The organism is Roseateles sp. NT4, assembly GCF_051857475.1.
GTDB lineage: Bacteria > Pseudomonadota > Gammaproteobacteria > Burkholderiales > Burkholderiaceae_C > Pelomonas.
In genome coordinates this window covers 1,278,119-1,298,876 of record NZ_JBPZGZ010000002.1, presented here as the reverse complement: position 1 = coordinate 1,298,876, position 20,758 = coordinate 1,278,119, and the positions used below count along the sequence as shown (strand labels likewise).

The window sequence follows — 20,758 nt, the reverse complement described above, 5'->3', positions numbered from 1 at the left end:
CGTGCTCGGCTTCCTGCTCAAACGCCTGGCGACGCTGGTGCCGACGCTGATCGGCATCACCATCGTCGCCTTCGGACTGATCCGCCTGGTGCCCGGCGACCCCGTCGAGGTCATGATGGGTGAGCGGCGCCTGGACCCCGAGGCCCACGCGGCCCTGGTCAAGCGCATGGGCCTGGACCGGCCCCTGCCGGTGCAGTACGCGGACTATGTGGGCAAGCTGCTGCACGGCGACCTGGGTCAGAGCCTGGTCAGCCGCGAGCCCGTGAGCAAGGAATTCGCGGCGCTGTTTCCGGCCACCGTCGAGCTGGCCACGGCGGCGCTGATCTTCGCCGTCGGCTTCGGCCTGCTGCTGGGCGTCAGCGCCGGGCTCAAGCGCGGCTCGCTGCTGGACCAGGGCGTCATGGGCCTCGCCACGGTGGGCTATTCCATGCCGGTGTTCTGGTGGGGCCTGATCCTCATCATGTTCTTCTCGGTGCAGCTGGGCTGGACGCCCGTGAGCGGCCGCATCGGCATCGAATTCGACCCCGAGCGCGTCACCGGCTTCATGCTGATCGACGCCTGGCTGAGCACCGAGGAAGGCGCCTTCAAGTCAGCCCTGATGCACCTCATCCTGCCGGCCCTGGTGCTGGGCACCAGCACGCTGGCCGTGGTGGCGCGCATGACGCGCTCGTCCATGCTCGAGGTGCTGCGCGAGGACTATGTGCGCACCGCCCGCGCCAAGGGCCTGTCACCGACGCGCGTGGTCGTCGTGCATGCGCTGCGCAACGCGCTGATCCCGGTGCTGACGGTGGTGGGCCTGCAGACCGGCAGCCTGCTGGCCGGCGCCGTGCTGACCGAGACCATCTTCTCCTGGCCCGGCATCGGCAAATGGCTGATCGACTCCATCGGCCGGCGCGACTACCCGGTCGTGCAGGCCGGCATCCTGATCTCGGCCCTGACCTTCATCGGGGTGAACCTGATCGTGGACGTGCTGTATGGGGTGGTGAATCCAAGGATTCGAGGCGGGGGGCATTGAACGTGCCGCAGCTGATGATCGCTGGCCCCACGTTTTATTCATCGCAGGACGAAGCCAGCTTCTTTTCCTGGCTGGAGAGCATTCCAGGCGTATCCAGCGTCACCGGAGTGGGGCGCAGTTTGGAAGTCAATTTGAACTCGGTGCAGCTGAACGAAGACGCTTTGAGGGAAATGCTCGCGCTGCACCGGCGCTACCAGCTCCCTATGCGCAATCTCGCTATTTTTCTGAGTCCCGCCAATGAGAGTTGGTTCGCGGCGCCTGAGATGTATTGGCATGACGCCGTGTTCGGAGTCTCAGCGTGAGCGCCGTCCTCGACAAACCCCTTGAACCACCCGGCCCCTTGCGCGAGTTCTGGCAGGGCTTTGCCGCCAACCGTGGCGCCCTGATCGCGCTGATCGTCTTCGCGGCCATCGCCCTGGCCTCGCTGTTCGCCCCGCTGATCGCACCCCACGACCCCATCGAGCAGTACCGCGACTTCATGCTGACGCCGCCGGTGTGGGCCGAGGGCGGCAGCACGCGCTTCCTGCTCGGCACCGATGAGCTGGGCCGCGACATGCTGAGCCGGCTGCTGCACGGCGGCCGCGTGTCGCTGGGCATCGGCCTGGCGGCGGTCGCCATGTCGCTGCTGCCCGGCGTGCTGCTGGGCCTGCTGGCGGCCTTCTTCCAGCGCTGGCTGTCGCCGGCCATCATGCGCGTGATGGACATCGTGCTGGCCCTGCCGGCCCTGCTGCTGGCCATCTGCGTCATCACCATCCTGGGCCCCGGCCTCGTCAACACCGTCATCGCCATCGCCATCGGCGCCCTGCCCGGCTATGTGCGGTTGACGCGGGCCGCGGCCCTGGGCGAGATTGGCCGCGACTATGTGACGGCCAGCCGCGTCGCCGGCGCCAGCGTGTGGCGGCTGATGTTCATCACCGTGCTGCCCAACTGCATGGCACCGCTGATCGTCAACGCGACGCTGAGCTTCTCCTCGGCCATCCTCGAGACCGCCGGCCTGGGCTTCCTGGGCCTGGGCGTGCAGGCACCCACGCCCGAGTGGGGCACCATGCTGTCGTCCGCCCGGGACTACATCACCCGCGCGCCCTGGGTCGTCACGCTGCCGGGCCTGACCATCCTCGTGACCGTGCTGGCCATCAACCTGATGGGCGACGGGCTGCGCGATGCGCTGGACCCCAAGCTGAAGAAGGTGGCTTGATGAGCCTTCTGAACATCCGCAATCTGCGCGTCCAGTTCGGCAACTTCCCCGCCGTCGACGGCGTGGACCTGACGCTGGACAAGGGCGAGCTGCTCGGCATCGTCGGCGAGTCGGGCTCCGGCAAGTCGGTGACCATGCTGGCGCTGATGGGCCTCATTGACGCGCCCGGCAAGGTCACGGCAGACGCCATCGAGTTCGAAGGCCGCGACCTGTTGAAGCTGTCGCCCCGTGAGCGCCGCGCGCTGATCGGCCGCGACGTGGCCATGGTGTTCCAGGATGCGCTGACCAGCCTCAACCCCAGCTACACCGTCGGCGCGCAGATCGCCGAGGTTTTGCGCGCGCATCTGGGCCTGCGCGGGTCGGCCGCCAGGAAGCGCGTCGTCGAGCTGCTGGAGCTGGTGGAGATTCCCGACGCGGCCAACCGCGCCAGCGCCTATCCGCACCAGCTGTCGGGCGGCATGAACCAGCGCGTGATGATCGCCATGGCGATTGCCTGCGGGCCCAAGCTGCTGATCGCCGACGAGCCGACGACGGCCCTGGACGTGACCATCCAGGCCCAGATCATGGCCCTGCTGCTGAAGCTGCAGCGCGAGCAGGGCATGGGCCTGATCATGATCACCCACGACCTCGCGGTGGTGGCCGAGATGGCCCAGCGCGTGGCCGTCATGTACGCCGGCCAGATCGTCGAGACCGGCCCCGTGCCTGCGCTCTTCGACGCGCCACGCCATCCGTACACGAACGCGCTGCTGGCCGCGATCCCAGAGCACAACAAGGGCGCGACGCGCCTGTCGGCCCTGCCCGGCATCGTGCCCGGTGCGCTGGACCGCCCGGAGGGCTGCCTGCTGAGCCCGCGCTGCCCGCGTGTGCAGGACCGCTGCCGCGTCGAGCGCCCGGCGCTGGAAGCTGGCGTGCGCTGCTTCTTCCCCGTCGAGGCCGCGGCCCATGTCTGAGCTCCTTCTCGAAGCCACCGACCTTGCCCGGCACTACACGGTCAGCCGCGGCCTCTTCAAACCGAAGGCGACGGTGAAGGCGCTCAATGGCGTCAGCTTCACGCTCGCCGCCAGGAAGACGCTGGCCGTCGTCGGCGAATCGGGCTGCGGCAAGAGCACGCTGGCGCGCCAGCTGACGCTGATCGAGCCGCCGACGCGTGGCGCGTTGAAGATCCGCGGCGTGGACACGGCCAGTGCCGACGTGAAAGCCCTGCGCCGCGATGTGCAGATGGTGTTCCAGAACCCGTTTGCATCGCTGAACCCGCGCAAGACCGTCGAGACCACGCTGGCCGAGCCGCTGCTGATCAACACGACCATGACGACGCTGGAGCGGCGCGAACGTGTCGCCGCCCTGGCCGCCAAGGTGGGCCTGAGGCCCGAGCATCTGCGCCGCTATCCCCACATGTTCTCGGGCGGACAGCGTCAGCGCATCGCCATCGCGCGGGCCATGATCCTGAACCCCGGCATCGTCGTCGCCGACGAACCGGTGTCAGCACTCGATGTGTCCATCCAGGCCCAGATCCTGAACCTCTTCATGGACCTGCAGGACGAGTTCGGCACGGGCTATGTCTTCATCTCGCACAACCTCAGCGTCGTCGAGCATGTGGCCGACGAGGTCATGGTCATGTACCTCGGCGCGGCGGTGGAGGTCGGTGACAAGAAGACGCTGTTCGCGCAGCCGCTGCACCCCTACACGCGGGCGCTGATGAGCGCCACGCCGGCCCTGCGCAAGGCCGACCGGCGCGAACGCATCGTCATCCACGGCGAGCTGCCCAGCCCGCTGAATCCGCCCAGCGGCTGCAGCTTCCACAAGCGCTGCCCGCTGGCCGTGCCACGCTGCAGCGAAGAGGTGCCGCAGCTGCGCGAGGTGGATGGCCGACGCGTCGCCTGCCACGTGGTTGGATGAGATGACCCGCCGGGCATAACCGGCACACATGCCACTGAGTCATTCCGTCATGCAAGGAGTGTTGCTGTGGTGCCGATTTCGCGGGCTTGGACCCTGATGCGACGCGGCTGGCGTCGCAAGAATCTTTGCGTTCAGCAACGCGGAGAAACAACCATGAGATTCCAGCCCACCCCTGTCGCCGTCGGCCTGGCCAGCCTGCTGCTCAGTTTGCAGCTGCAGGCCCAGCAGACCAACGACAGCGCCAAGGCCAAGGCCGACGCGCAGGCGCTGGAGAAGGTCGTCATCACCGGCATTCGCGCGTCGACCGAGGCCTCGCTGAACGCCAAGCGAGATGCGGCGGCCAATGTCGAAGTCATCACGGCGGTGGACGTGGGCAAGATGCCCGACAAGAACTTGGCGGACTCCCTGCAGCGCCTGCCCGGCGTGGCGGTGCGTACCGACTACGACGAGGCCGAGAAGGTGGCCATGCGCGGCACCAACCCGGACATGACGCTGATCCTGTTCAACGGCCACACGGTCAGCGGCGGCGACTGGTACATCTCCGACCAGACCTCCAGCAGCCGCTCCACCTCGCTGAGCCTGATGCCGAGCTCGGTGTTGAACGCGGCGACCGTCTACAAGACCTCACAGGCCAACATCCTCGACGGCGGCCTCGCCGGCACGGTCAACGTGACGACGCGCAAGCCCCTGGACGAGAAGCAGCGCTTCGGCGGCCTTGTCAGCGTGGGCGGTGTCTATGCCGACCTGCCGGACAAGACCAGCCCCCAGCTCAACGCCAGCCTGAACTGGAAAAGCGCGGATGACCGCTTGGGCATCATCGGCCAGGTCTTCGCCGAGAAGCGCTATGTGCGCCGCGACTCGGCCTCGCGCTTCGCCTATGGCGCCAGCAGCGGCTGGGACGTCATCAACACGGCGACGATGAAGGGCATCACCGATGCGTCGCTGGCCGGCAGCGGCTACACGGCCGCCGACCTGAACGGCGTGCGCCTGCCAGGCAGCATGTCGACCGAGTTCGTCGAGGGTGTGCGTGATCGCAAGGGCGGCATGTTCTCGGCCCAGTGGCGGCCGACGCAGAACGTGGACCTCGGCATCACGGCCTTCCAGTCGAAGATGAATTCGGACAACTTCGGCCGGCTGACCGCGGGCGCGATGTACTCCATGCTGGTGGGCAAGGCCGAACCCTTCGGCGCGATCACGGCCACGTCGCAGAACACCAGCTCCAACGGCCAGCAGGTGTTCGCATCCATCAAGAACCCCGTGATCGCCGAAGAGACCACCATCTACGGCGACAAGATCAAGGTGCTGCGCGGCGGCACCATCGCTTTCGCACCGGGCACGACACCGCAATACATCGGCAATTCGGAAGGCTTCTTTCGCAGCGGTGCCAGTGCCAGCAGCGGCTTCCTGGACCTGGATGCCAAGCTCAAGCTCAGCAACGAGCTGACGGTGAAGGGCCTGTTCAGCAGCACGCGCGGCGTGGGCGAAACCGACCAGGACCGCGGCATCACCTTCGCCCGCTACGGCACCGGCATCACCTTCGCACTGCAGGGAGTCAATGAGGCGCCCACCTGGGCCTACCAGGGCGCCGGCGACGGGACCAAGCCGGTGCGCAATGCCGATGGCAGCGGCTACAGCCTGATTGCCCGTGCCACGCCGACGCACTACAAGACCGTCGACCGCGAGAACAGCCTGTCGCTGGACGCGGAATACCTGCAGAACAACGGTGTCTTCCAGAGCATGGAGTTCGGCGCGCGCTACGCCGACCACCATCGCGACCACCGCCGCTGGCAACCGGCGATGAAGTCCTCCGCGGTGGCCGCGCCGGACCCGTCCCTGGCGGTGGGCTATCCCGGTGACTTCGGCGCCGACCTGGGCAGCGGCTTCGAGAACACCGGCTTCTACTACCCCCGCGAGGTGCTGCGCTCCTTCTACGACGGCCAGACCAAGACCACGACGCCCGAGTTCGAGCGCCGCGTGGCTGCCGAGATCGAGATGCGCGAGCGCCAGGGCGCCCTCTATCTGCAGCAGAACCTGGAAACGGCCGATGGCAAGTGGAGCGGCAACGTCGGCCTGCGCTATGCGCGCACCGTTGTCGACGCCCAGATTGCCACGCCGGTGCCCACCGGCCTGTGCCAGCGCATCGAGCCGGGCAAGGCCGTGGTGCCCTGCGCGGCCTTCCCGACGGCCATCGTGACGGCGGGCGACGGCGCCGCCTACTACGACGGCGCGCCGTGGAACGCCAACACCGGCACCATCTACTACAAGGTGCCCACGCACAAGGTCTTCGACCACATCCTGCCCAGCTTCAACCTGCGCTGGCAATTGGCACCCGCGTGGATCGCCCGCCTGGGCCTGTCGCGCACCCTCGGCCGCCAGAACTACAACATCTACGGCGCGGGCTTCACCAGCCAGACCTGCACGGCCCAGGGCTGCCAGGTCAACGGTCCCAACGCGCAACTGGAGCCGATGACGGCCGACAACACCGACCTGTCGCTGGGCTGGTACTACGCCAAGCGTTCGGCCGTCGTGCTGAGCCTGTTCGACTCCCGGTTGCGCAACTACGCCAAGACCGGCGCCGTGCGCCAGGACGGCGTGACGGTGGACCTGCTGGACAACCAGAACGTCGTCCACACCTATGCCATCAACACGACCACCAACCAGAGCGCGCGCATCCAGGGGGCCGAGCTGAGCTGGGAACAACCCATCTGGGGCGGATTCGGCTTCCAGTCCAACCTCAGCTATGCCGACACCAAGGTCGAGGATGGCCGGCCGCTGCCGGGCGCCTCACGCAAGAGCGCCAACCTGGTGGGCTATTTCGAGACGGACACCTTCAGCATCCGGCTGGCCTGGAACTACCGCAGCGCCTACGTCAACAGCACGACGGCGCCGGCGCCCACGGCCAACAGCCAGGGCCTGTCGGTGGTGCAGGGCATCACCATGCCCACCGCGCCCACCATCCAGGCCCCCGTCACCAATGTCGCGCTGAGCGTCAACTACACGGTGCTGCCGGGACTGGAGCTGTCGTTCAGCGGCACCAACCTGACCAATCCCGCACGGGGCCAGTACCGCTACAGCGAACTGGAACCGCAGAAGGTCGACTCATCGGGCCGCCAGTACTACGTCGAGGCGCGCTACAAGTTCTGAGGCCGGACCGAAGACAGGCCACTGCGGCCTGTCTGACGCCTGCCGAAGGACCGCCGACCTACGAGTCGGCGGGCATGAGCGAACTCGCGGCGCCATCCAAAGGCCGGCCGATGCCGGCCTTTGTCGTTCACGCCTCAGCGGTTGCGCTTCTTGGCGACTTCGTTGCCGACGACGCCGCCGGCCGCAGCGCCAACGGCCGCACCGGCCGTGGTGCCGGTCACCACACCGCCGACAACGGCGCCAGCGGTGGCGCCCACGACGGTGCTGGTCTCACGCGACGACATGCCCGCGCAGCCCGTCGTCAGGGCCAGGGTGGCCGCCGCGGCAACGGACAGCAGGGTGATGCGCCAGTAGGCGGTGGCGGGGCTGGAAATCATTTCAATCGTGCTCATGGTTTGCTCCTGAAGGGATGGCAATCACGTGAGCCAACTTTCGGCGCTGGCGGCCCCGCGCGGAACCGGCCGGCGGGCCAATCCCCTGTGGGAGTCAACCTACCGCGCAGAAGCAAAGAGCCACCCGAAGGTGGCTCTCGTCCTACAGCTCCTGTCGGAGCTTGTTGTCAGCGCCGCTCAGGACTTGGGCGCCGAGGCGGCCGCGTCGGCCGTGCACTTCTTGATGTGGGACTTGGCGGCCGCGCCATGCAGCTTCTTGTCGGCGGCGGACTTCTCGCAGGCTGCCGTGGCCGGGTCGGCGGCCGGCTTGGCGGCCAGGCATTCCTTCATGAAGGCCTTGCGGTCGTCGCCCGTCTTGCCATTCGTCTTGGCCTCGGCGTTGCAGGCCTTCATCTTGTCCTGCTGCGGCGTGGCCTGGGCCCCAAAGGCGACAGCGGCACAGGCGATCAGGATGGCGATTCGTTTCATCGGGAACCCCTTCTTCGGGAGGTGGATAGGCGAGTCAATTCAAGCATGGGCCCATGACACTGCCAAGCCGTGTTTCATCGCCGTCACAAAATCCGGCGCGGATGGTGCAGGGCCTCGTGGGCGGCGTGCAGGCGGCGCACCAGCACGCGGATGAAGCCGCGGTCGAAGCGGTGCTGGCATTCGGGGCTCAATTGACCCACGGACTCCGGCGTGAAGCAGATCGTCGTGCACTCCTGGCTGACGCGGATCTCGGCGCTGTGGCGGCGCAGGTCGGGGTTGGGCGCCAGATAGGCCATCTCGCCCACCGACGTGCCCTGGCCCAGCGAGGCCACCAGGCGGCCTTCGCGATAGACCTGGACCTCGCCCTGGGCAATGATGTGGAAGCTGTTGCCCTCCTGGCCGCGCCGGAACAGCGCGTGGCCGACGGGGTAGCGCTTCCAGCGTGCCCGCCGCACCACTTCCCACAGCTGCACATCGCCGAACTCGGCAAAGAACTCCAGCGAGCGCAGCAGGTTGAAGCGCTCGGAGTCGCGCACCTCGCCGAGCCGGTTCAGCGGCACCTGCTGGCTGGCCACCAGGGCCGACAGCGCCTGGGCAAAGCTCTCCCAGTCGGCAAAGCGCTCCTTGGGGTTCTTGGCCAGCGCACGCAGCACGACGGCGTCCAGTCCGTCGGTGACGCCCTGGCGCTGGCCCATCAGCGGCAGCGGCGGCTGGTGGTAGATCTGGTGCATCAGCGCCATCTGGTGCGGCGCATCGAAGGGCGGGCGGCCGCTGATCAGGTGGTAAAGCACGGCGCCCAGGGCATAGATGTCGGCGCGGCAATCGACGTCGCCCCCCTCGATCTGCTCGGGCGGCATATAGGCGAGCGAGCCGACGCGGTGGATCTGGGTGGAGTCGGCATGCAGGTTCAGGGCCGAGCCGAAGTCGCTGACCTTGACGTCGACGACCTGGCCGCCGGCATCCAGCACGGCCAGCAGGTTGGCCGGCTTGACGTCGCGATGGATGACGCCCTGGCGGTAGACATAGCCCAGGGCCATGGCGCACTTGAAGCCCAGCTCGACCACCTGGTCCAGCGGCAGCAACCGGTCGGTGCGGCAGAAGTGCTTCAGCGTGACGCCGGGCACGTACTCCATGACGAGGTAGGGCGCGGCCTCCTCGGACACGGCATCGAGGATGGCGACGACATTGGGATGGTGCAGGCGCCCGGCCAGGGCCGCCTCGGCGCTGAAGAAGCGGTTGCTGAAATCGCTGCTCGGCGAGTCCGGCGGCGCCGCCCAGGCGCGCATGCGCTTGATGGCGACGTCCTGCTCCTGGAAGGGGTCGCGCGCCAGGAAGACGTCACTGGTCGCCCCTTCGCCCAGGCGCTTGAGCACCTGGTAGCGGCCGATATGGCCAGGCAGATCGTCGGCGGATGCGGTCATCGCGGGGCATGATACGGGCCGCCCAGCGGAGGTGAAGGCCCTTGTTCTCCCACATATTTCTCGGCACCCGTGACTTCGAGCGCGCATTGGCCTTCTATCGGCCCTTGCTGGCGCTGCTAGGTGCAACCGAACGTTTCTGCGACCCGTCCAACAGCTGGGCCGGCTGGCAGAGCACCCCCGGGCCGCGCCCGCTGCTGGTGCTGGGCAAGCCTTTCGACGGCGAGCACGAGCCCGGCAACGGCCAGATGGTGGCCCTGCTCGCGGCCAGCCGCGCCCAGGTGGACGAGGCCCATGCCCTGGCCCTGGCCCAGGGCGGCCGCTGCGAAGGCCCGCCCGGCCTGCGGCCCCACTACCACCCGAACTACTACGGCGCCTACTTCCGCGACCTCGACGGCAACAAGCTCTGCGTGGCCTGTCACGACTCGCCCGCACCCTAGGTCAGCGGGCCGGCTTCCCCATGCGTTCTGGCTGCACGAGGCCCGCCTCCTAAAATCGCCCCCATGATCCAAGCCAAGCAGGCGCTGCTCGCCGCACTCACCGACTCTCTCCAGGAAATCGCCCCCGGCTCCAACGCCGTGGCGGCTTTCGAATCCCCCAAGCAGGCCGCCCATGGCGACTTTGCCTGCACGTCTGCCATGCAGCTGGCCAAGCCGCTGAAGGCCAACCCGCGCGAACTGGCGACCCGCCTGATCGCTGCCCTGGAGGCCAAGCCGGCCTTCCAGACCTGGGTTCAGGCCCTGGAAATCGCCGGCCCCGGCTTCATCAACATCCGCCTCAAGCCCGAAGCCAAGCAGGCCGTCGTGGCCGAGGTGCTGGCCGCCGGTGCCAAATTCGGCCACCGCCCGGCGACGGACAAGCACGTGATGATCGAGTTCGTGTCGGCCAACCCGACCGGCCCCTTGCACGTCGGCCACGCCCGCCAGGCGGCCCTGGGCGATTCACTGTGCTCGGTCTTCCAGAGCCAGGGCCACGACGTGACCCGGGAGTTCTATTACAACGACGCCGGCGTGCAGATCGCGACGCTGGCCAAGTCCACGCAGCTGCGCCTGAAGGGCTTCAAGCCCGGCGACGACTGCTGGCCGACCGACCCGGACAACCCAGAAAGCAAGAAGTTCTACAACGGCGACTACATCCAGGACATCGCCGATGCCTTCCTGAAGAAGGAAACCGTCAAGGCCGACGACCGCGAGTTCACGGCTTCCGGCGACATCGACGACCTGGACAGCATCCGCCAGTTCGCCGTGGCCTATCTGCGCCATGAGCAGGACCTGGACCTGCAGGCCTTCGGCCTGAAGTTCGACAACTACTTCCTCGAGACCAGCGTCTACCAGGGCGGCCAGCTCGACGCCGCCGTGCAGCGCATGGTCGCCGCCGGCAAGACCTACGAGAAGGACGGCGCGCTGTGGTTCAAGTCCACCGACTACGGTGACGACCAGGACCGCGTGATGCGCAAGTCCGAGGGCGGCTACACCTATTTCGTGCCCGACGTGGCCTACCACGTCAACAAGTTCGAGCGCGGCTACACCCAGTGCATCAACATCCAGGGCACCGACCACCACGGCACCATCGCCCGCGTGCGCGGCGGCCTGCAGGCCCAGAACCTGGGCATCCCGCAGGGCTTCCCCGACTACGTGCTGCACAAGATGGTCACCGTCATGAAGAACGGCGAGGAGGTCAAGATCTCCAAGCGCGCCGGCTCCTATGTGACGCTGCGCGACCTGATAGCCTGGACCGGCCGCGACGCGGTGCGCTTCTTCCTGGTCAGCCGCAAGGCTGATACTGAGTTTGTCTTCGACGTCGATCTCGCCTTGAAGCAGAACGACGAGAACCCTGTCTTCTACGTACAGATGGCGCACGCGCGCATCTGCTCGGTGATCCGCAAGTGGGGCGGCGACCTCTCCAGTCCGGCCGACCTCAGCCTGCTGACCGCGCCGACCGAAGAGGCGCTGATGCTGAAGCTGGCCGCCTACCCAGACATGCTGACCGGCGCCGCCGCCGGCATCGCGCCGCACGACGTGGCCTTCTACGCCCGCGACCTGGCCGGCGCCTATCACTCCTACTATGCCGCCGAGCGCGTCATGGGCCAGGCACCCGAGCTGAGCCGCGCCCGCGTGGCCCTGCTGGCCGCCACCCGCCAGGTACTGGCCAATGCCCTGGGCATGCTGGGCGTCAGCGCGCCCGAGCAGATGAGCCGCGATATCCCCGACACCACGGAGTCTGAATGAGTTCTGCTTCCAAACCCGCCGGCCAGAAAAACCAGAAAGGCGGCTTCGTCCTCGGCCTCATCGTGGGCCTGCTGGTCGGCCTGGCCGTGGCCCTCGGCGTGGCTCTCTACATCACCAAGGTACCCATCCCCTTCGTGAACAAGGTGCCGCAGCGCACCGCCGAGCAGGATGCGCAGGAGGCCGAGCGCAACAAGAACTGGGACCCGAACGCGCCGCTGGCCGGCAAGGCCGCACGCAGCGCCAGCGGCGTCGTCAACGCGCCGGTGGCCAGCACACCGCCGCCGGCCACCACGACCGCCAGCACAGCTGCCGCGACGGCCAGCGCCGCGGCCACCGCCGCCCTGCCGCCGACCAAGCCCGCCGCCACCAAGGCCGAAGCTCCCGCCGTCGCGGCCGCCTCGGCCCCGGCGCCGACCGCCAACGCGGGTGCCGACGGCTATGTCTACTTCGTGCAGGCCGGCGCCTTCACCCGCCCCGAGGAGGCCGAATCCCAGAAGGCCAAGCTGGCCATCCAGGGCTTCACCGCCAAGGTCATGGAGCGCGAGCAGAACGGTCGCACCGTGTTCCGCGTGCGCCTGGGCCCCAGCGACACCCGCGAGGCCGCCGAGGACCTGCAACGCAAGATTGAAGGGGCTGGCTTCGAGGCCAATCTCGTTCGTGTACAACGCTGACCGCAAACCCTTCTCAAGGATGACTGCCGCCATGAAGCGCCGCGATTTCTCCGCCCTGCTCGCCACCGCCCCCGCCCTGGGCGCCGCCAGCAACGCCCTCGCCCAGGGGGGTCCCATCGAGGGCCGCCAGTACCTGGTGCTGAACCCCCCGCTGCCCGGCACGCCGGGCAAGATCGAGGTCGTCGAGTTCTTCTGGTACGGCTGCCCGCACTGCTATGCCTTCGAGCCCGCCATCGAGGCCTGGGCCAAACAGCTGCCGGCCGACGTCGCCTTCCGCAAGGTTCACGTGGCCTTCCGCGCCAACGTCAAGATCCACCAGCGCATGTTCTATGCGTTGGAAGCCATGGGCAAGGAAGCCGCGGCCCGCCCGGCCATCTTCAATGCCATGCACCAGCAGGGCCAGGCCCTGGACGATGCCAAGAGCCAGGCCAAGTTCCTGAGCCCGCTGGGCATCGACCCGGTCAAGTACCAGGAGGCCTTCAACTCCTTCGGCGTGGTTACCAAGTGCACCCAGGCCGAGAAGCTGTCCGAGGCCTACCGCATCGACGGCGTGCCCAGCATCGGCGTCGCCGGCCGCTTCCTGACCTCGCCCAGCCAGGCCGCCGCGGGCCAACGCCTGCCCGAGCTCGAACTCGGCCAGAAGGCCCTGCAGATCACCGACTTCCTGATCCAGCGCGCCAGGACGAAAGCATGAAGCGTCGTGACGCCACCGCGGCCCTGATGGCCGCGAGCTTCGCGCCTGCCGTGCTCGCCCAGGGCGGCCCGATCGAAGGCAAGCAGTACGCGCGCCTGGGCCAGACCCTGCCCGGCACGCCCGGCAAGATCGAGGTCATCGAGTTCTTCTTCTACAAGTGCCCGCACTGCAACGCCTTTGACCCGCTGCTGGAAGCCTGGGTGCACCAGTTGCCGGCGGACGTGAGCTTCCGCCGCGTGCCGGTGGGGGCGCAGCTGGTGCTCAAGCAGCACCAGCGCATGTTCTACGCGCTGGAAGCCATGGGTGCGCTGACGCCGGCCGTGCACAGCGGCATCTTCAACGCCTTCCATCGTGAGCACGTCGATGCCGATGACGAGGCCGCCATCGTCGCCCTGGTCAGCCGCCTGGGCGTCGATGCGGCCCAGTTCAAGCAGGCCTTCAACTCCTTCGGCATCCAGGCCAAGATTCAGCAGGGTGGCAGGCTGGCCGAACTGGCCGGCGTCGAAAGCGTGCCGGCACTCATCGTGGCCGGTCGCTGGCGCACCGGGCCCAGCCAGGCCGGCACACCGGGCCAGAGCGAGGTGGCACAGGGCCAGCAGGCCCTGGCCGTGGCCGACTTCCTCGTCAAGACGGCACGGTCCGGCAAGGTTTCCTGACGCACTTGTCGCCTGGGAAAGGCTGGGGGCCGTTGGCGGCCCCTAGAATGGCCTGCAACTTCCGTGCCGCCATGTCCCGCCACCTGATCCCGCTCGCTCTCGTGCTTGCCTTCTCCGCCGCCCAGGCCGAGAAGGCCGACCGGCTCAAGCCCATGGTCTTCACGGCCGACAAGGAGGGCCGGATCGACAGCGTCAACCAGCGCACCGAGCTGTTTGGCAACGTCATCATCACCAAGGGCACCCTGATGCTGAAGGCCGAGAAGGTGGACGTGCGCGAGACCCGCGACGGCTACCACCAGGCCTATGCCAGCGGCGCCACCGGCCAGCCGGTCAGCTTCCGCCAGGCCCGCGACACCCCCGGCGAAGCCATCGAGGGCCACGCCGACCAGCTCGAATACGACACCAAGAACGAAACCGTGCGCTTCATCGGCAATGCCAGTGTGCGCCGCACGCGCGGTTCGACGGTGGCCGACGAAGTCACCGGCGCCGTCATCGTCTACGACAGCCGCACCGAGGTCTTCGCGCTGGAAGGCGGCAGCGCCTCGCCCAACCCGAACGGCCGCGTGCGCATGGTGCTGATGCCGCGCGCCCAGCCCGACGCGCCCGCCTCGGCACCGCCGGCCGTGCTGCCGCTGCAGCCGTCCACGACGCTCACGCCGCCCAAGAAGCCTTCATGACTGCGGCCGAGCCTGTCACCAGCCGCCCCGCCGCGGAATGCGGCAGCCGCCTCGAGGCCGAGGCGCTGGCCAAGACCTATGGCGTGCGCAAGGTGGTCAAGAACGTCCATGTGCGTGTGGACTGCGGCGAAGTCGTCGGCCTGCTGGGCCCCAACGGCGCGGGCAAGACGACCAGCTTCTACATGATCGTCGGCCTGGTGCGCTCCGACGCCGGCGTCATCCGCATCGACGGCGCCGAGGTGCAGCGCCTGCCCATCCATCAGCGCGCCCGCCTGGGTCTGAGCTATCTGCCGCAGGAAGCCTCGATCTTCCGCAAGCTGACCGTCGAGCAGAACATCCGCGCCGTGCTGGAACTGCAGCAGGACGACCGCGGCAAGGGCCTGTCCAAGGGCCGCATCGACGAGCTGCTGAACGGCCTGCTGCACGACCTGTCCATCGAGAGCCTGCGCGACAGCCCGGCGCCGGCCCTGTCGGGCGGCGAGCGCCGCCGCGTCGAGATTGCCCGCGCCCTGGCGACCCAGCCGCGCTTCATCCTGCTGGACGAGCCCTTTGCCGGCGTCGACCCCATCGCGGTGCTGGAGATCCAGCGCATCATCAGCTTCCTGAAGGCGCGCGGCATCGGCGTGCTGATCACGGATCACAACGTCCGCGAGACCCTGGGCATCTGCGACCGCGCCTACATCATCAGCGAGGGCGCCGTGCTCGCCGAAGGCACGCCCGACGAGATCGTGGCCAACGCCGACGTGCGCAAGGTGTACCTCGGTGAGAATTTCCGCATGTAGGGCTGTTGATGAAGCAGACCCTCCAGGTACGCCTCAGTCAGCATCTCGCGCTGACGCCCCAGCTGCAGCAATCCATCCGCCTGCTGCAGCTGTCGACACTGGAGCTGCACCAGGAGGTCGAGCAGATGCTGGCCAGCAACCCGCTGCTCGAGACCGAAGAGGAGTTCACCGTCAGCGCGCCCGAGCTGGCCGCCAATGCGCCCGCCGAGTCGTCCGCCGAAAGCGGCAATGAAAGCGGTGCCGAGGGCGGCGACGCCCCCGAAGCCCCCGAGCTGAATGCCGAGGACTTCGGCGGCACCGAGCGCGAAGACTGGGAAAACGGCACCGAGGGCGACGACTTCGACGGCATCCGCGAGCTGCCCAGCAGTTCCGGCAGTGGCAGCGAAGACGGCGAACGCGAGAGCCAGGAATCGGCCGAGACCACGTTGGCCGAGCACCTGGTGCAGCAGCTCGCCGGCCACCACCTGTCGGCCGAGGACCGTGCGGCCCTGCATGTGCTGATCGAGTCGCTGAACGAGGACGGCTACCTCGAGGACGCGCTGGAGGAGATCGCTGCCGCCTTCACCGAAGACGCCGAAGAACTCGAAGACCTGCTGGACCGGCTGCGCATCGCACTGCGACTGCTGCAGAGCCTGGAGCCGGCGGGCATCGGCGCGCGCGACCTGTCCGAGTGCCTGACGCTGCAACTGCGCGCACTGCCCAAGAGCCCCTGCCAGGTCATCGCCATCCTCATCTGCAAGGGTCATCTGGAATTGCTGGCTCGCCGCGACATGCGCCGGCTGATGAGCGAGACCGGTGCCGACGAGGTGCTGCTGCGCGAGGCGCAGACGCTGATCACCCAGCTCGAACCCAAGCCGGGCCGGCGCTTCGCCCAGGGTGCCGCCGCGGCCATCGTGCCCGATGTCATCGTGCGCAAGAGCGGCCGCGAGTTCCGCGTGCTGCTCAACCCCGAGGTCGCCCCCAAGCTGCGCATCAACGAGCTCTACGCGAATGCGCTGCGCGCCACGCGCGGCGGCATCAGCAACTCACCGCTGGGCGGCCAGCTGCAGGAGGCGCGCTGGTTCATCAAGAACATCCAGCAGCGCTTCGACACCATCCTGCGCGTCAGCCAGGCCATCGTCGAGCGCCAGCGCGGCTTCTTCACCCATGGCGAGCTGGCCATGAAGCCGCTGGTGCTGCGCGAGATCGCCGACGAACTGGGCCTGCACGAGTCCACCATCTCACGCGTGACGACGGCCAAGTACATGGCCACGAGCTGGGGCACCTTCGAGCTGAAGTATTTCTTCGGCTCGGGCCTGTCCACCGAGACCGGCGGCGAGGCCTCCAGCACGGCCGTGCGCGCCCTCATCAAGCAGTTCGTCGCCGCCGAGGACATCAAGAAGCCACTGTCCGACAGTGCGCTGGCGGGCATGCTCGAGGAACAGGGCATCCAGTGCGCGCGACGCACGGTGGCCAAGTACCGCGAGGCGATGAAGATCGCGCCGGCGAATTTGCGCAAGGCGCTGTGAGGCGGCGCACCGCCCTCTTCGCACTTGCAATGCCGGTGGGTCCGGCTCTCGCGGCCGGACTGGGCGTCAACGACTACGGCTTCGTCGATGCCGTCCAGGTCGATGCCGCTACCGGCATTGCGACGCTCGCCTTGAGCATCGACCGTCCGCTGGAGGATGGCGTCACCAAGCCCAAGGTGCGCAGCAAGATGCTGGCGTATCACCAATGGGTCTTCGTCCAGCGGCAACTGGTCGAACGCTTCCCCAAGGCCAGGCCCGAGCTGGGCGTGCGCCTCGTGCTGCTGCATCCGCCGGCCAAGAATGCGCTGGGTACCTCGGTGCTAGAGCAGTTGCTGGGCTATGCCCGGGAATTGCGCTTCGAGCCCGTGGACAAGACGGTATCGCCCTAGCCCCCCAGCATCTCCGCCTTGCGCCACTCCCTCGGCGACTGCCCCGTATGCGCCCGGAAGGCGCGTGACAGCGCCGCCTCGCCGCCATAACCCACATCCATCGCGATGTGCTTGAGCGAGCGCCCTTCGCGCAGCCCCTTCTGCGCCAGGCCGATGCGCCAGCGCTGCAGATAGACGCCCGGCGTGCAGCCGACCACGTCGCGGAAGCTGTTGGCAAACACGGTGCGTGACATGCCGGCCGCCAGGGCCAGCTCTTCCAGCGGCCAGTCGCGCTGCGGCGTGTCGTGCATGGCCACCAGGGCGCCGCGCAGCTTGGGGTGGGACAGGCCGGCCAGCATGCCGGACTCGACCTGGCCCTGGGTCATCAGCTCGCGCAGCACCCAGATCATCAGCACCTCGAACAGCCGGTCCAGCATCAGCTGGCGCCCGCAATGGCTGGACTCGGCCTCGGCGAACAGCTGGCCCAGCACCGGCGCGCAGCCGGGCACCGAGGCCAGCGGCAGGCAGACCCAGGGCGGCAGGGCCGCGGCGATGGGGTGGCTGGCGCCGCCCTCGAAGGCCATGTGGGCGCAGAGGAACTGGGCGCCGCAGGACGGGTCGGTGACGAAGCGGTGGGCCAGCGGGCGCGGGTAGAGCAGCAGGCTGGGCTCGTCAACGCGCAGCGGCTCGGGCGTGCCTTCGTTGTGCACCTCCACGCCAGCCTCGCGGATCAGGTGCAGCTGGCCGCGCCCCGCCTGGGGCTCCAGGCTGTTGACGCCGCACAGCGGACCGGACTGGAAGGTCTCGGCGCGGACGGCGAAATGGGCAAACAGGGCGGCAAGTCGGTCGGCCATGGAAGTACGAATTGCAAAGTCAAACGTACTTTATGGCATCTACGGTACGCCTGTCACGGGCACAGTTCATCCCGTCGACAGACACATCCCCCCCACCGACAGGAGCCCAACATGATCCGCCAACCCGCCCTCAACCGTGCCGTTCTGCAACTGATGGTCGGCGCCGCCGTCTTCATCGGCGCGTCCGCTGCCCAGGCCCAGCTGTTCTATGTGACCGACCCGGAGTCGGGCCAGAGCGTCAGCGTGCAGTCCACCGTGTCGCGCGCCGAGGTGCTGGCCGATCTGAAGGTCTACCAAGAGTCGGGCCTGGCCGCCGCCGAGCGCGTGGCCGAAGAGACCGGCCAGTCCAACACCCCGGCCCTGCAGGTCGCCCGCGAGCGCTATGCCGCGCTGCGCCACGGTGAGCGCTATGCCGCCTTGGTGGCCGAGTACGCGGCACGCCGTGGCGAAGTCGTCCGCCCCGCTGCCAAGGCCTGATCAAGAACCCATTCGGAGAACCCTCATGAACGCCATCACCCGCCTCGCCCTCGCCGCTTCCATCGCCCTCGGCGGTTTCGCCGTGCAGACCCAGGCCACCGCCGCGCCCAGCGCCGCCACCGCGGTGGCCAGCCAGTACGTGGCGGCCGCCGACGGCACGCCGCTGTACGTCAAGGACTGGGGTCCGAAGAACGGCGCGGTCGTCGTATTCAGCCACGGCTGGCCGCTGAATGCCGACAGCTGGGAATCGCAGATGCAGTTCCTGGCCGAGCGCGGCTACCGCGTCATCGCCCATGACCGCCGCGGCCACGGCCGCTCGGGCCAGCCCTGGGTCGGCAACACCATGGACCAGTACGCCGACGATCTCGGCGCCGTGCTGACGGCCCTGGACGTCAAGCGCGCCACGCTGGTGGGCTTTTCCACCGGCGGCGGCGAGGTGGCCCGCTACATCGGCCGCCACGGCACGGCGCGCGTCGCCAAGGTGGTGTTCGTGAGCTCGGTCGTGCCCATCATGGGCGCCAGTCCCACCAACCCGAATGGCGTGCCCGAAGCCGTCTTCGACGGCCTGCGCAAGGCGTCGCTGGACAACCGCGCCCAGCTCTACAAGGACATCGCCGGCGGCCCCTTCTTCGGCTTCAACCGCCCGGGCGCCAAGCCGTCGACCGGCCTGGTCGACAGCTTCTACGTGCAGGGCATGCAGGCCGGCTCCAAGGCCACCTACGACAGCATCGAGGCCTTCTTCCACTCCGACTTCCGCGACGACCTGAAAAAAGTCGATGTGCCGACCCTGGTCATCCACGGCAGCGACGACCAGATCGTGCCCATCGAGACCACCGGCCGCGCGACGGTCCAACTGGTCAAGGGCGCACGCCTGATCGAGTACGCCGGCGGCCCGCACGGCATCACCGACACGCACAAGGACCGCCTCAACCAGGACCTGCTGGACTTCGTGCGCCAGTAAGCGTTTGCCCGCAGCCATCCGGCCTGAACGCCGGATGGCCTGCTGGGACAATGCCCGGTTTGACGCCTTCGCCCACCAGAAGAATGAAAGCCGTATTCGCCGCCGCCCTGGTCCTGCCCGCCTTGAGCGCCTGCGTCAGCATCGAACTGCCGGGCGTGGTCACCGACACCGTCAAGGTGGCAAAGGACACCTACAAGTCGGTCACGGCCAAGAAGAATCCGCCGGAAGCCGCCAAGCCCGCCGCCGAGGCCGGCAACAGCATCTCCAACACCTTTGTCGGCCAGGACAGCCAGACCACGGCCGAGGTGAAGCAGGCCTGCGTCAGCGAAGCGGCCGACAAGCTCTTCAAGGCCCACGGCAAGGAAGTGGCCTACACCGTCAGCGAGAACAGCATCTCGGCGGTCAACAACGCGGTGGCCGCCCACTGCCGCATCACCGCCACCAAGCCCAGCCAGACGGCAACGACGGAGAAGCCGGCGACGGGCGCCTAGTCTTTCGACGGCCCCTTCTCCGGCGCCAGCGGCTCGAACACGAAGCGCATGCCGCGCGTGTAGCTCTCGGCCTTGGTGCCGGCGTGGCGCTCACCGTCGATGGTGCGGTTCTGCCAGACCAGCTCCGGATGCTTCAGCTCTGGCAGCAGCGCCTGGTAGCGCTGGATGCCGGCCAGGAAGCCCGGCCACTCGTACTCCGCACCGGTCACGTAGAGCCGCGCCTTGATGGGTTTGCCGGTCGCGGCATAGGCCTTGGCCCGGCCGATGATCCAGTCACCGCCCACCACGACGGCCGGGCTGGCCGCGATATAGCCCTTGAAGAGCTCGGGGTGGGCATACATCGCATGCAGGGTGAACAGGCCACCTAGCGAGCTGCCGGCCAGATAGCGCTGGGCCGGGTCACCGCGGTAGTCGCGCTCCACCAGCGGGAAGACGTCCTTCTGCAACGCGGCGATGAACTGGTCGGCATGGCCACCGTCGCCATCGCCCATGCGCACCGGCGACAGCTCCCAGCCGCGCAGCTTGTCGTAGTCGGGCTTGTCGCCGGCATAGCCCAGGCCGACGACGATGAACTCGGGCACGACGCGGTCGTAGTTCAGGTTGTTGTACGAAGCCACGACCGTGGCGAAGTCCCAGTAGCCGTCGGTCACGTAGAGGACCGGATAGCGGCGCCTGGGCTCCTTCGCGAACGAGGCCGGCAGGTGGATGTGCAGCTGATAGCTGCGCCCGTCGTCGTTGACCGGCAGCGCCCGCAGCAAGGTGTCGGGCATCGTGTGCGGCGGATAGGCCGTCGGCGCGGTGTCGGCTTGGGTCATGGGGCTCAGTATCAGACCCAGGATCAGGACAAATCGCTTCATGGCGGG

23 protein-coding genes are annotated in these 20,758 nt (G+C 68.1%); 18 read left to right on the top strand and 5 right to left on the bottom strand.

What is annotated here, in order from left to right; translation table 11 throughout:
- Position 1 precedes the first annotated feature (1 nt).
- From ACS5PN_RS15715 to ACS5PN_RS15690, 6 genes are all read left to right on the top strand, one after another.
- Positions 2-1,015: an ABC transporter permease gene (locus ACS5PN_RS15715; protein ID WP_439464916.1), complete on the top strand. Its 1,014-nt coding sequence runs from the start codon at positions 2-4 to the stop codon at positions 1,013-1,015.
- The gene (locus ACS5PN_RS15710) at positions 1,012-1,317 is read left to right on the top strand and encodes a hypothetical protein (protein WP_439464915.1); all 306 of its coding nucleotides are present in this window, start codon (positions 1,012-1,014) and stop codon (positions 1,315-1,317) included. Before ACS5PN_RS15715 ends, ACS5PN_RS15710 begins: the two co-directional genes overlap by 4 nt.
- Complete coding sequence (locus ACS5PN_RS15705; protein WP_439464914.1) at positions 1,314-2,210, top strand: ABC transporter permease subunit; 897 nt, start codon at positions 1,314-1,316, stop codon at positions 2,208-2,210. The genes ACS5PN_RS15710 and ACS5PN_RS15705 overlap by 4 nt, the downstream gene beginning before the upstream one ends.
- On the top strand, positions 2,210-3,160 hold the full coding sequence (locus tag ACS5PN_RS15700; RefSeq protein ID WP_439464913.1) for an ABC transporter ATP-binding protein: 951 nt from the start codon (positions 2,210-2,212) through the stop codon (positions 3,158-3,160). The genes ACS5PN_RS15705 and ACS5PN_RS15700 overlap by 1 nt, the downstream gene beginning before the upstream one ends.
- Entirely contained in the window at positions 3,153-4,106 is a 954-nt protein-coding gene (locus ACS5PN_RS15695) for a peptide ABC transporter ATP-binding protein (RefSeq protein WP_439464912.1), read from the top strand. Before ACS5PN_RS15700 ends, ACS5PN_RS15695 begins: the two co-directional genes overlap by 8 nt.
- 153 nt (positions 4,107-4,259) lie before the next feature.
- Positions 4,260-7,250 carry a TonB-dependent receptor gene (locus ACS5PN_RS15690; protein WP_439464911.1) on the top strand — a complete coding sequence of 997 codons (2,991 nt, stop codon included), beginning with the start codon at positions 4,260-4,262 and terminating at the stop codon, positions 7,248-7,250.
- Positions 7,251-7,384: 134 nt separating this feature from the next.
- On the opposite strand, the gene ACS5PN_RS15685 is transcribed toward ACS5PN_RS15690, so the two are convergent.
- The 3 genes from ACS5PN_RS15685 to ACS5PN_RS15675 form a co-directional block, all read right to left on the bottom strand.
- On the bottom strand, positions 7,385-7,642 hold the full coding sequence (locus tag ACS5PN_RS15685; protein WP_439464910.1) for a glycine zipper domain-containing protein: 258 nt from the start codon (positions 7,640-7,642) through the stop codon (positions 7,385-7,387).
- Between the two features lie 177 nt (positions 7,643-7,819).
- Complete coding sequence (locus tag ACS5PN_RS15680) at positions 7,820-8,110, bottom strand: PsiF family protein (protein WP_439464909.1); 291 nt, start codon at positions 8,108-8,110, stop codon at positions 7,820-7,822.
- 83 nt (positions 8,111-8,193) lie between these two features.
- The gene (locus ACS5PN_RS15675) at positions 8,194-9,531 is read right to left on the bottom strand and encodes a serine/threonine-protein kinase (RefSeq protein ID WP_439464908.1); all 1,338 of its coding nucleotides are present in this window, start codon (positions 9,529-9,531) and stop codon (positions 8,194-8,196) included.
- Between the two features lie 41 nt (positions 9,532-9,572).
- On the opposite strand from ACS5PN_RS15675, the gene ACS5PN_RS15670 reads away from it, so the two are divergent.
- From ACS5PN_RS15670 to ACS5PN_RS15630, 9 genes are all read left to right on the top strand, one after another.
- On the top strand, positions 9,573-9,968 hold the full coding sequence (locus tag ACS5PN_RS15670; RefSeq protein ID WP_439464907.1) for a VOC family protein: 396 nt from the start codon (positions 9,573-9,575) through the stop codon (positions 9,966-9,968).
- 63 nt (positions 9,969-10,031) lie between these two features.
- Positions 10,032-11,756, top strand: a complete 1,725-nt coding sequence (argS, locus tag ACS5PN_RS15665) for an arginine--tRNA ligase (RefSeq protein ID WP_439464906.1) — start codon at positions 10,032-10,034, stop codon at positions 11,754-11,756.
- Positions 11,753-12,427, top strand: a complete 675-nt coding sequence (locus ACS5PN_RS15660) for an SPOR domain-containing protein (protein WP_439464905.1) — start codon at positions 11,753-11,755, stop codon at positions 12,425-12,427. The genes argS and ACS5PN_RS15660 overlap by 4 nt, the downstream gene beginning before the upstream one ends.
- Before the next feature lie 31 nt (positions 12,428-12,458).
- Positions 12,459-13,121, top strand: a complete 663-nt coding sequence (locus ACS5PN_RS15655; protein ID WP_439464904.1) for a thiol:disulfide interchange protein DsbA/DsbL — start codon at positions 12,459-12,461, stop codon at positions 13,119-13,121.
- A complete protein-coding gene (locus ACS5PN_RS15650) occupies positions 13,118-13,777 on the top strand; it encodes a thiol:disulfide interchange protein DsbA/DsbL (protein WP_439464903.1) in 660 nt (219 codons plus the stop codon). The genes ACS5PN_RS15655 and ACS5PN_RS15650 overlap by 4 nt, the downstream gene beginning before the upstream one ends.
- Before the next feature lie 71 nt (positions 13,778-13,848).
- Positions 13,849-14,454 (top strand): lipopolysaccharide transport periplasmic protein LptA, encoded by a 606-nt coding sequence (gene lptA, locus ACS5PN_RS15645; protein ID WP_439464902.1) that lies wholly within the window; start codon positions 13,849-13,851, stop codon positions 14,452-14,454.
- Positions 14,451-15,236 (top strand): LPS export ABC transporter ATP-binding protein, encoded by a 786-nt coding sequence (lptB, locus tag ACS5PN_RS15640; RefSeq protein WP_439464901.1) that lies wholly within the window; start codon positions 14,451-14,453, stop codon positions 15,234-15,236. Before lptA ends, lptB begins: the two co-directional genes overlap by 4 nt.
- Positions 15,237-15,244: 8 nt before the next feature.
- The gene (locus tag ACS5PN_RS15635; protein ID WP_439464900.1) at positions 15,245-16,744 is read left to right on the top strand and encodes an RNA polymerase factor sigma-54; all 1,500 of its coding nucleotides are present in this window, start codon (positions 15,245-15,247) and stop codon (positions 16,742-16,744) included.
- Entirely contained in the window at positions 16,741-17,133 is a 393-nt protein-coding gene (locus ACS5PN_RS15630) for a hypothetical protein (protein ID WP_439464899.1), read from the top strand. The genes ACS5PN_RS15635 and ACS5PN_RS15630 overlap by 4 nt, the downstream gene beginning before the upstream one ends.
- On the opposite strand, the gene ACS5PN_RS15625 is transcribed toward ACS5PN_RS15630, so the two are convergent.
- Complete coding sequence (locus tag ACS5PN_RS15625; protein WP_439464898.1) at positions 17,130-17,966, bottom strand: cupin domain-containing protein; 837 nt, start codon at positions 17,964-17,966, stop codon at positions 17,130-17,132. The two genes, ACS5PN_RS15630 and ACS5PN_RS15625, sit on opposite strands and share 4 nt — an antisense overlap.
- Before the next feature lie 111 nt (positions 17,967-18,077).
- Here ACS5PN_RS15625 and ACS5PN_RS15620 point away from each other — a divergent pair, with 111 nt between their 5' ends.
- The 3 genes from ACS5PN_RS15620 (at position 18,078) to ACS5PN_RS15610 (ending at position 19,895) form a co-directional block, all read left to right on the top strand.
- The gene (locus tag ACS5PN_RS15620) at positions 18,078-18,443 is read left to right on the top strand and encodes a hypothetical protein (protein ID WP_439464897.1); all 366 of its coding nucleotides are present in this window, start codon (positions 18,078-18,080) and stop codon (positions 18,441-18,443) included.
- A 25-nt stretch (positions 18,444-18,468) separates the two neighbouring features.
- Positions 18,469-19,404, top strand: coding sequence for an alpha/beta fold hydrolase (locus tag ACS5PN_RS15615; protein WP_439464896.1), 936 nt, complete (start codon positions 18,469-18,471; stop codon positions 19,402-19,404).
- A gap of 83 nt (positions 19,405-19,487) precedes the next feature.
- On the top strand, positions 19,488-19,895 hold the full coding sequence (locus ACS5PN_RS15610) for a hypothetical protein (protein ID WP_439464895.1): 408 nt from the start codon (positions 19,488-19,490) through the stop codon (positions 19,893-19,895).
- On the opposite strand, the gene ACS5PN_RS15605 is transcribed toward ACS5PN_RS15610, so the two are convergent.
- Entirely contained in the window at positions 19,892-20,752 is an 861-nt protein-coding gene (locus tag ACS5PN_RS15605; RefSeq protein ID WP_439464894.1) for an alpha/beta hydrolase, read from the bottom strand. The two genes, ACS5PN_RS15610 and ACS5PN_RS15605, sit on opposite strands and share 4 nt — an antisense overlap.
- Between the last annotated feature and the right edge of the window lie 6 nt (positions 20,753-20,758).

Bases quoted from the DNA above. Each gene is read 5' to 3' on its own strand.
- ACS5PN_RS15620 (WP_439464897.1), top strand. From the start codon at position 18,078: ATGATCCGCCAACCCGCCCTCAACCGTGCCGTTCTGCAACTGATGGTC.
- ACS5PN_RS15615 (WP_439464896.1), top strand. From the start codon at position 18,469: ATGAACGCCATCACCCGCCTCGCCCTCGCCGCTTCCATCGCCCTCGGC.
- lptA (WP_439464902.1), top strand. From the start codon at position 13,849: ATGTCCCGCCACCTGATCCCGCTCGCTCTCGTGCTTGCCTTCTCCGCC.
- ACS5PN_RS15695 (WP_439464912.1), top strand. From the start codon at position 3,153: ATGTCTGAGCTCCTTCTCGAAGCCACCGACCTTGCCCGGCACTACACG.
- argS (WP_439464906.1), top strand. From the start codon at position 10,032: ATGATCCAAGCCAAGCAGGCGCTGCTCGCCGCACTCACCGACTCTCTC.
- ACS5PN_RS15635 (WP_439464900.1), top strand. From the start codon at position 15,245: ATGAAGCAGACCCTCCAGGTACGCCTCAGTCAGCATCTCGCGCTGACG.
- ACS5PN_RS15660 (WP_439464905.1), top strand. From the start codon at position 11,753: ATGAGTTCTGCTTCCAAACCCGCCGGCCAGAAAAACCAGAAAGGCGGC.
- ACS5PN_RS15605 (WP_439464894.1), bottom strand. From the start codon at position 20,752: ATGAAGCGATTTGTCCTGATCCTGGGTCTGATACTGAGCCCCATGACC.
- ACS5PN_RS15700 (WP_439464913.1), top strand. From the start codon at position 2,210: ATGAGCCTTCTGAACATCCGCAATCTGCGCGTCCAGTTCGGCAACTTC.
- ACS5PN_RS15625 (WP_439464898.1), bottom strand. From the start codon at position 17,966: ATGGCCGACCGACTTGCCGCCCTGTTTGCCCATTTCGCCGTCCGCGCC.
- lptB (WP_439464901.1), top strand. From the start codon at position 14,451: ATGACTGCGGCCGAGCCTGTCACCAGCCGCCCCGCCGCGGAATGCGGC.
- ACS5PN_RS15685 (WP_439464910.1), bottom strand. From the start codon at position 7,642: ATGAGCACGATTGAAATGATTTCCAGCCCCGCCACCGCCTACTGGCGC.
- ACS5PN_RS15675 (WP_439464908.1), bottom strand. From the start codon at position 9,531: ATGACCGCATCCGCCGACGATCTGCCTGGCCATATCGGCCGCTACCAG.
- ACS5PN_RS15650 (WP_439464903.1), top strand. From the start codon at position 13,118: ATGAAGCGTCGTGACGCCACCGCGGCCCTGATGGCCGCGAGCTTCGCG.
- ACS5PN_RS15655 (WP_439464904.1), top strand. From the start codon at position 12,459: ATGAAGCGCCGCGATTTCTCCGCCCTGCTCGCCACCGCCCCCGCCCTG.
- ACS5PN_RS15610 (WP_439464895.1), top strand. From the start codon at position 19,488: ATGAAAGCCGTATTCGCCGCCGCCCTGGTCCTGCCCGCCTTGAGCGCC.
- ACS5PN_RS15680 (WP_439464909.1), bottom strand. From the start codon at position 8,110: ATGAAACGAATCGCCATCCTGATCGCCTGTGCCGCTGTCGCCTTTGGG.
- ACS5PN_RS15690 (WP_439464911.1), top strand. From the start codon at position 4,260: ATGAGATTCCAGCCCACCCCTGTCGCCGTCGGCCTGGCCAGCCTGCTG.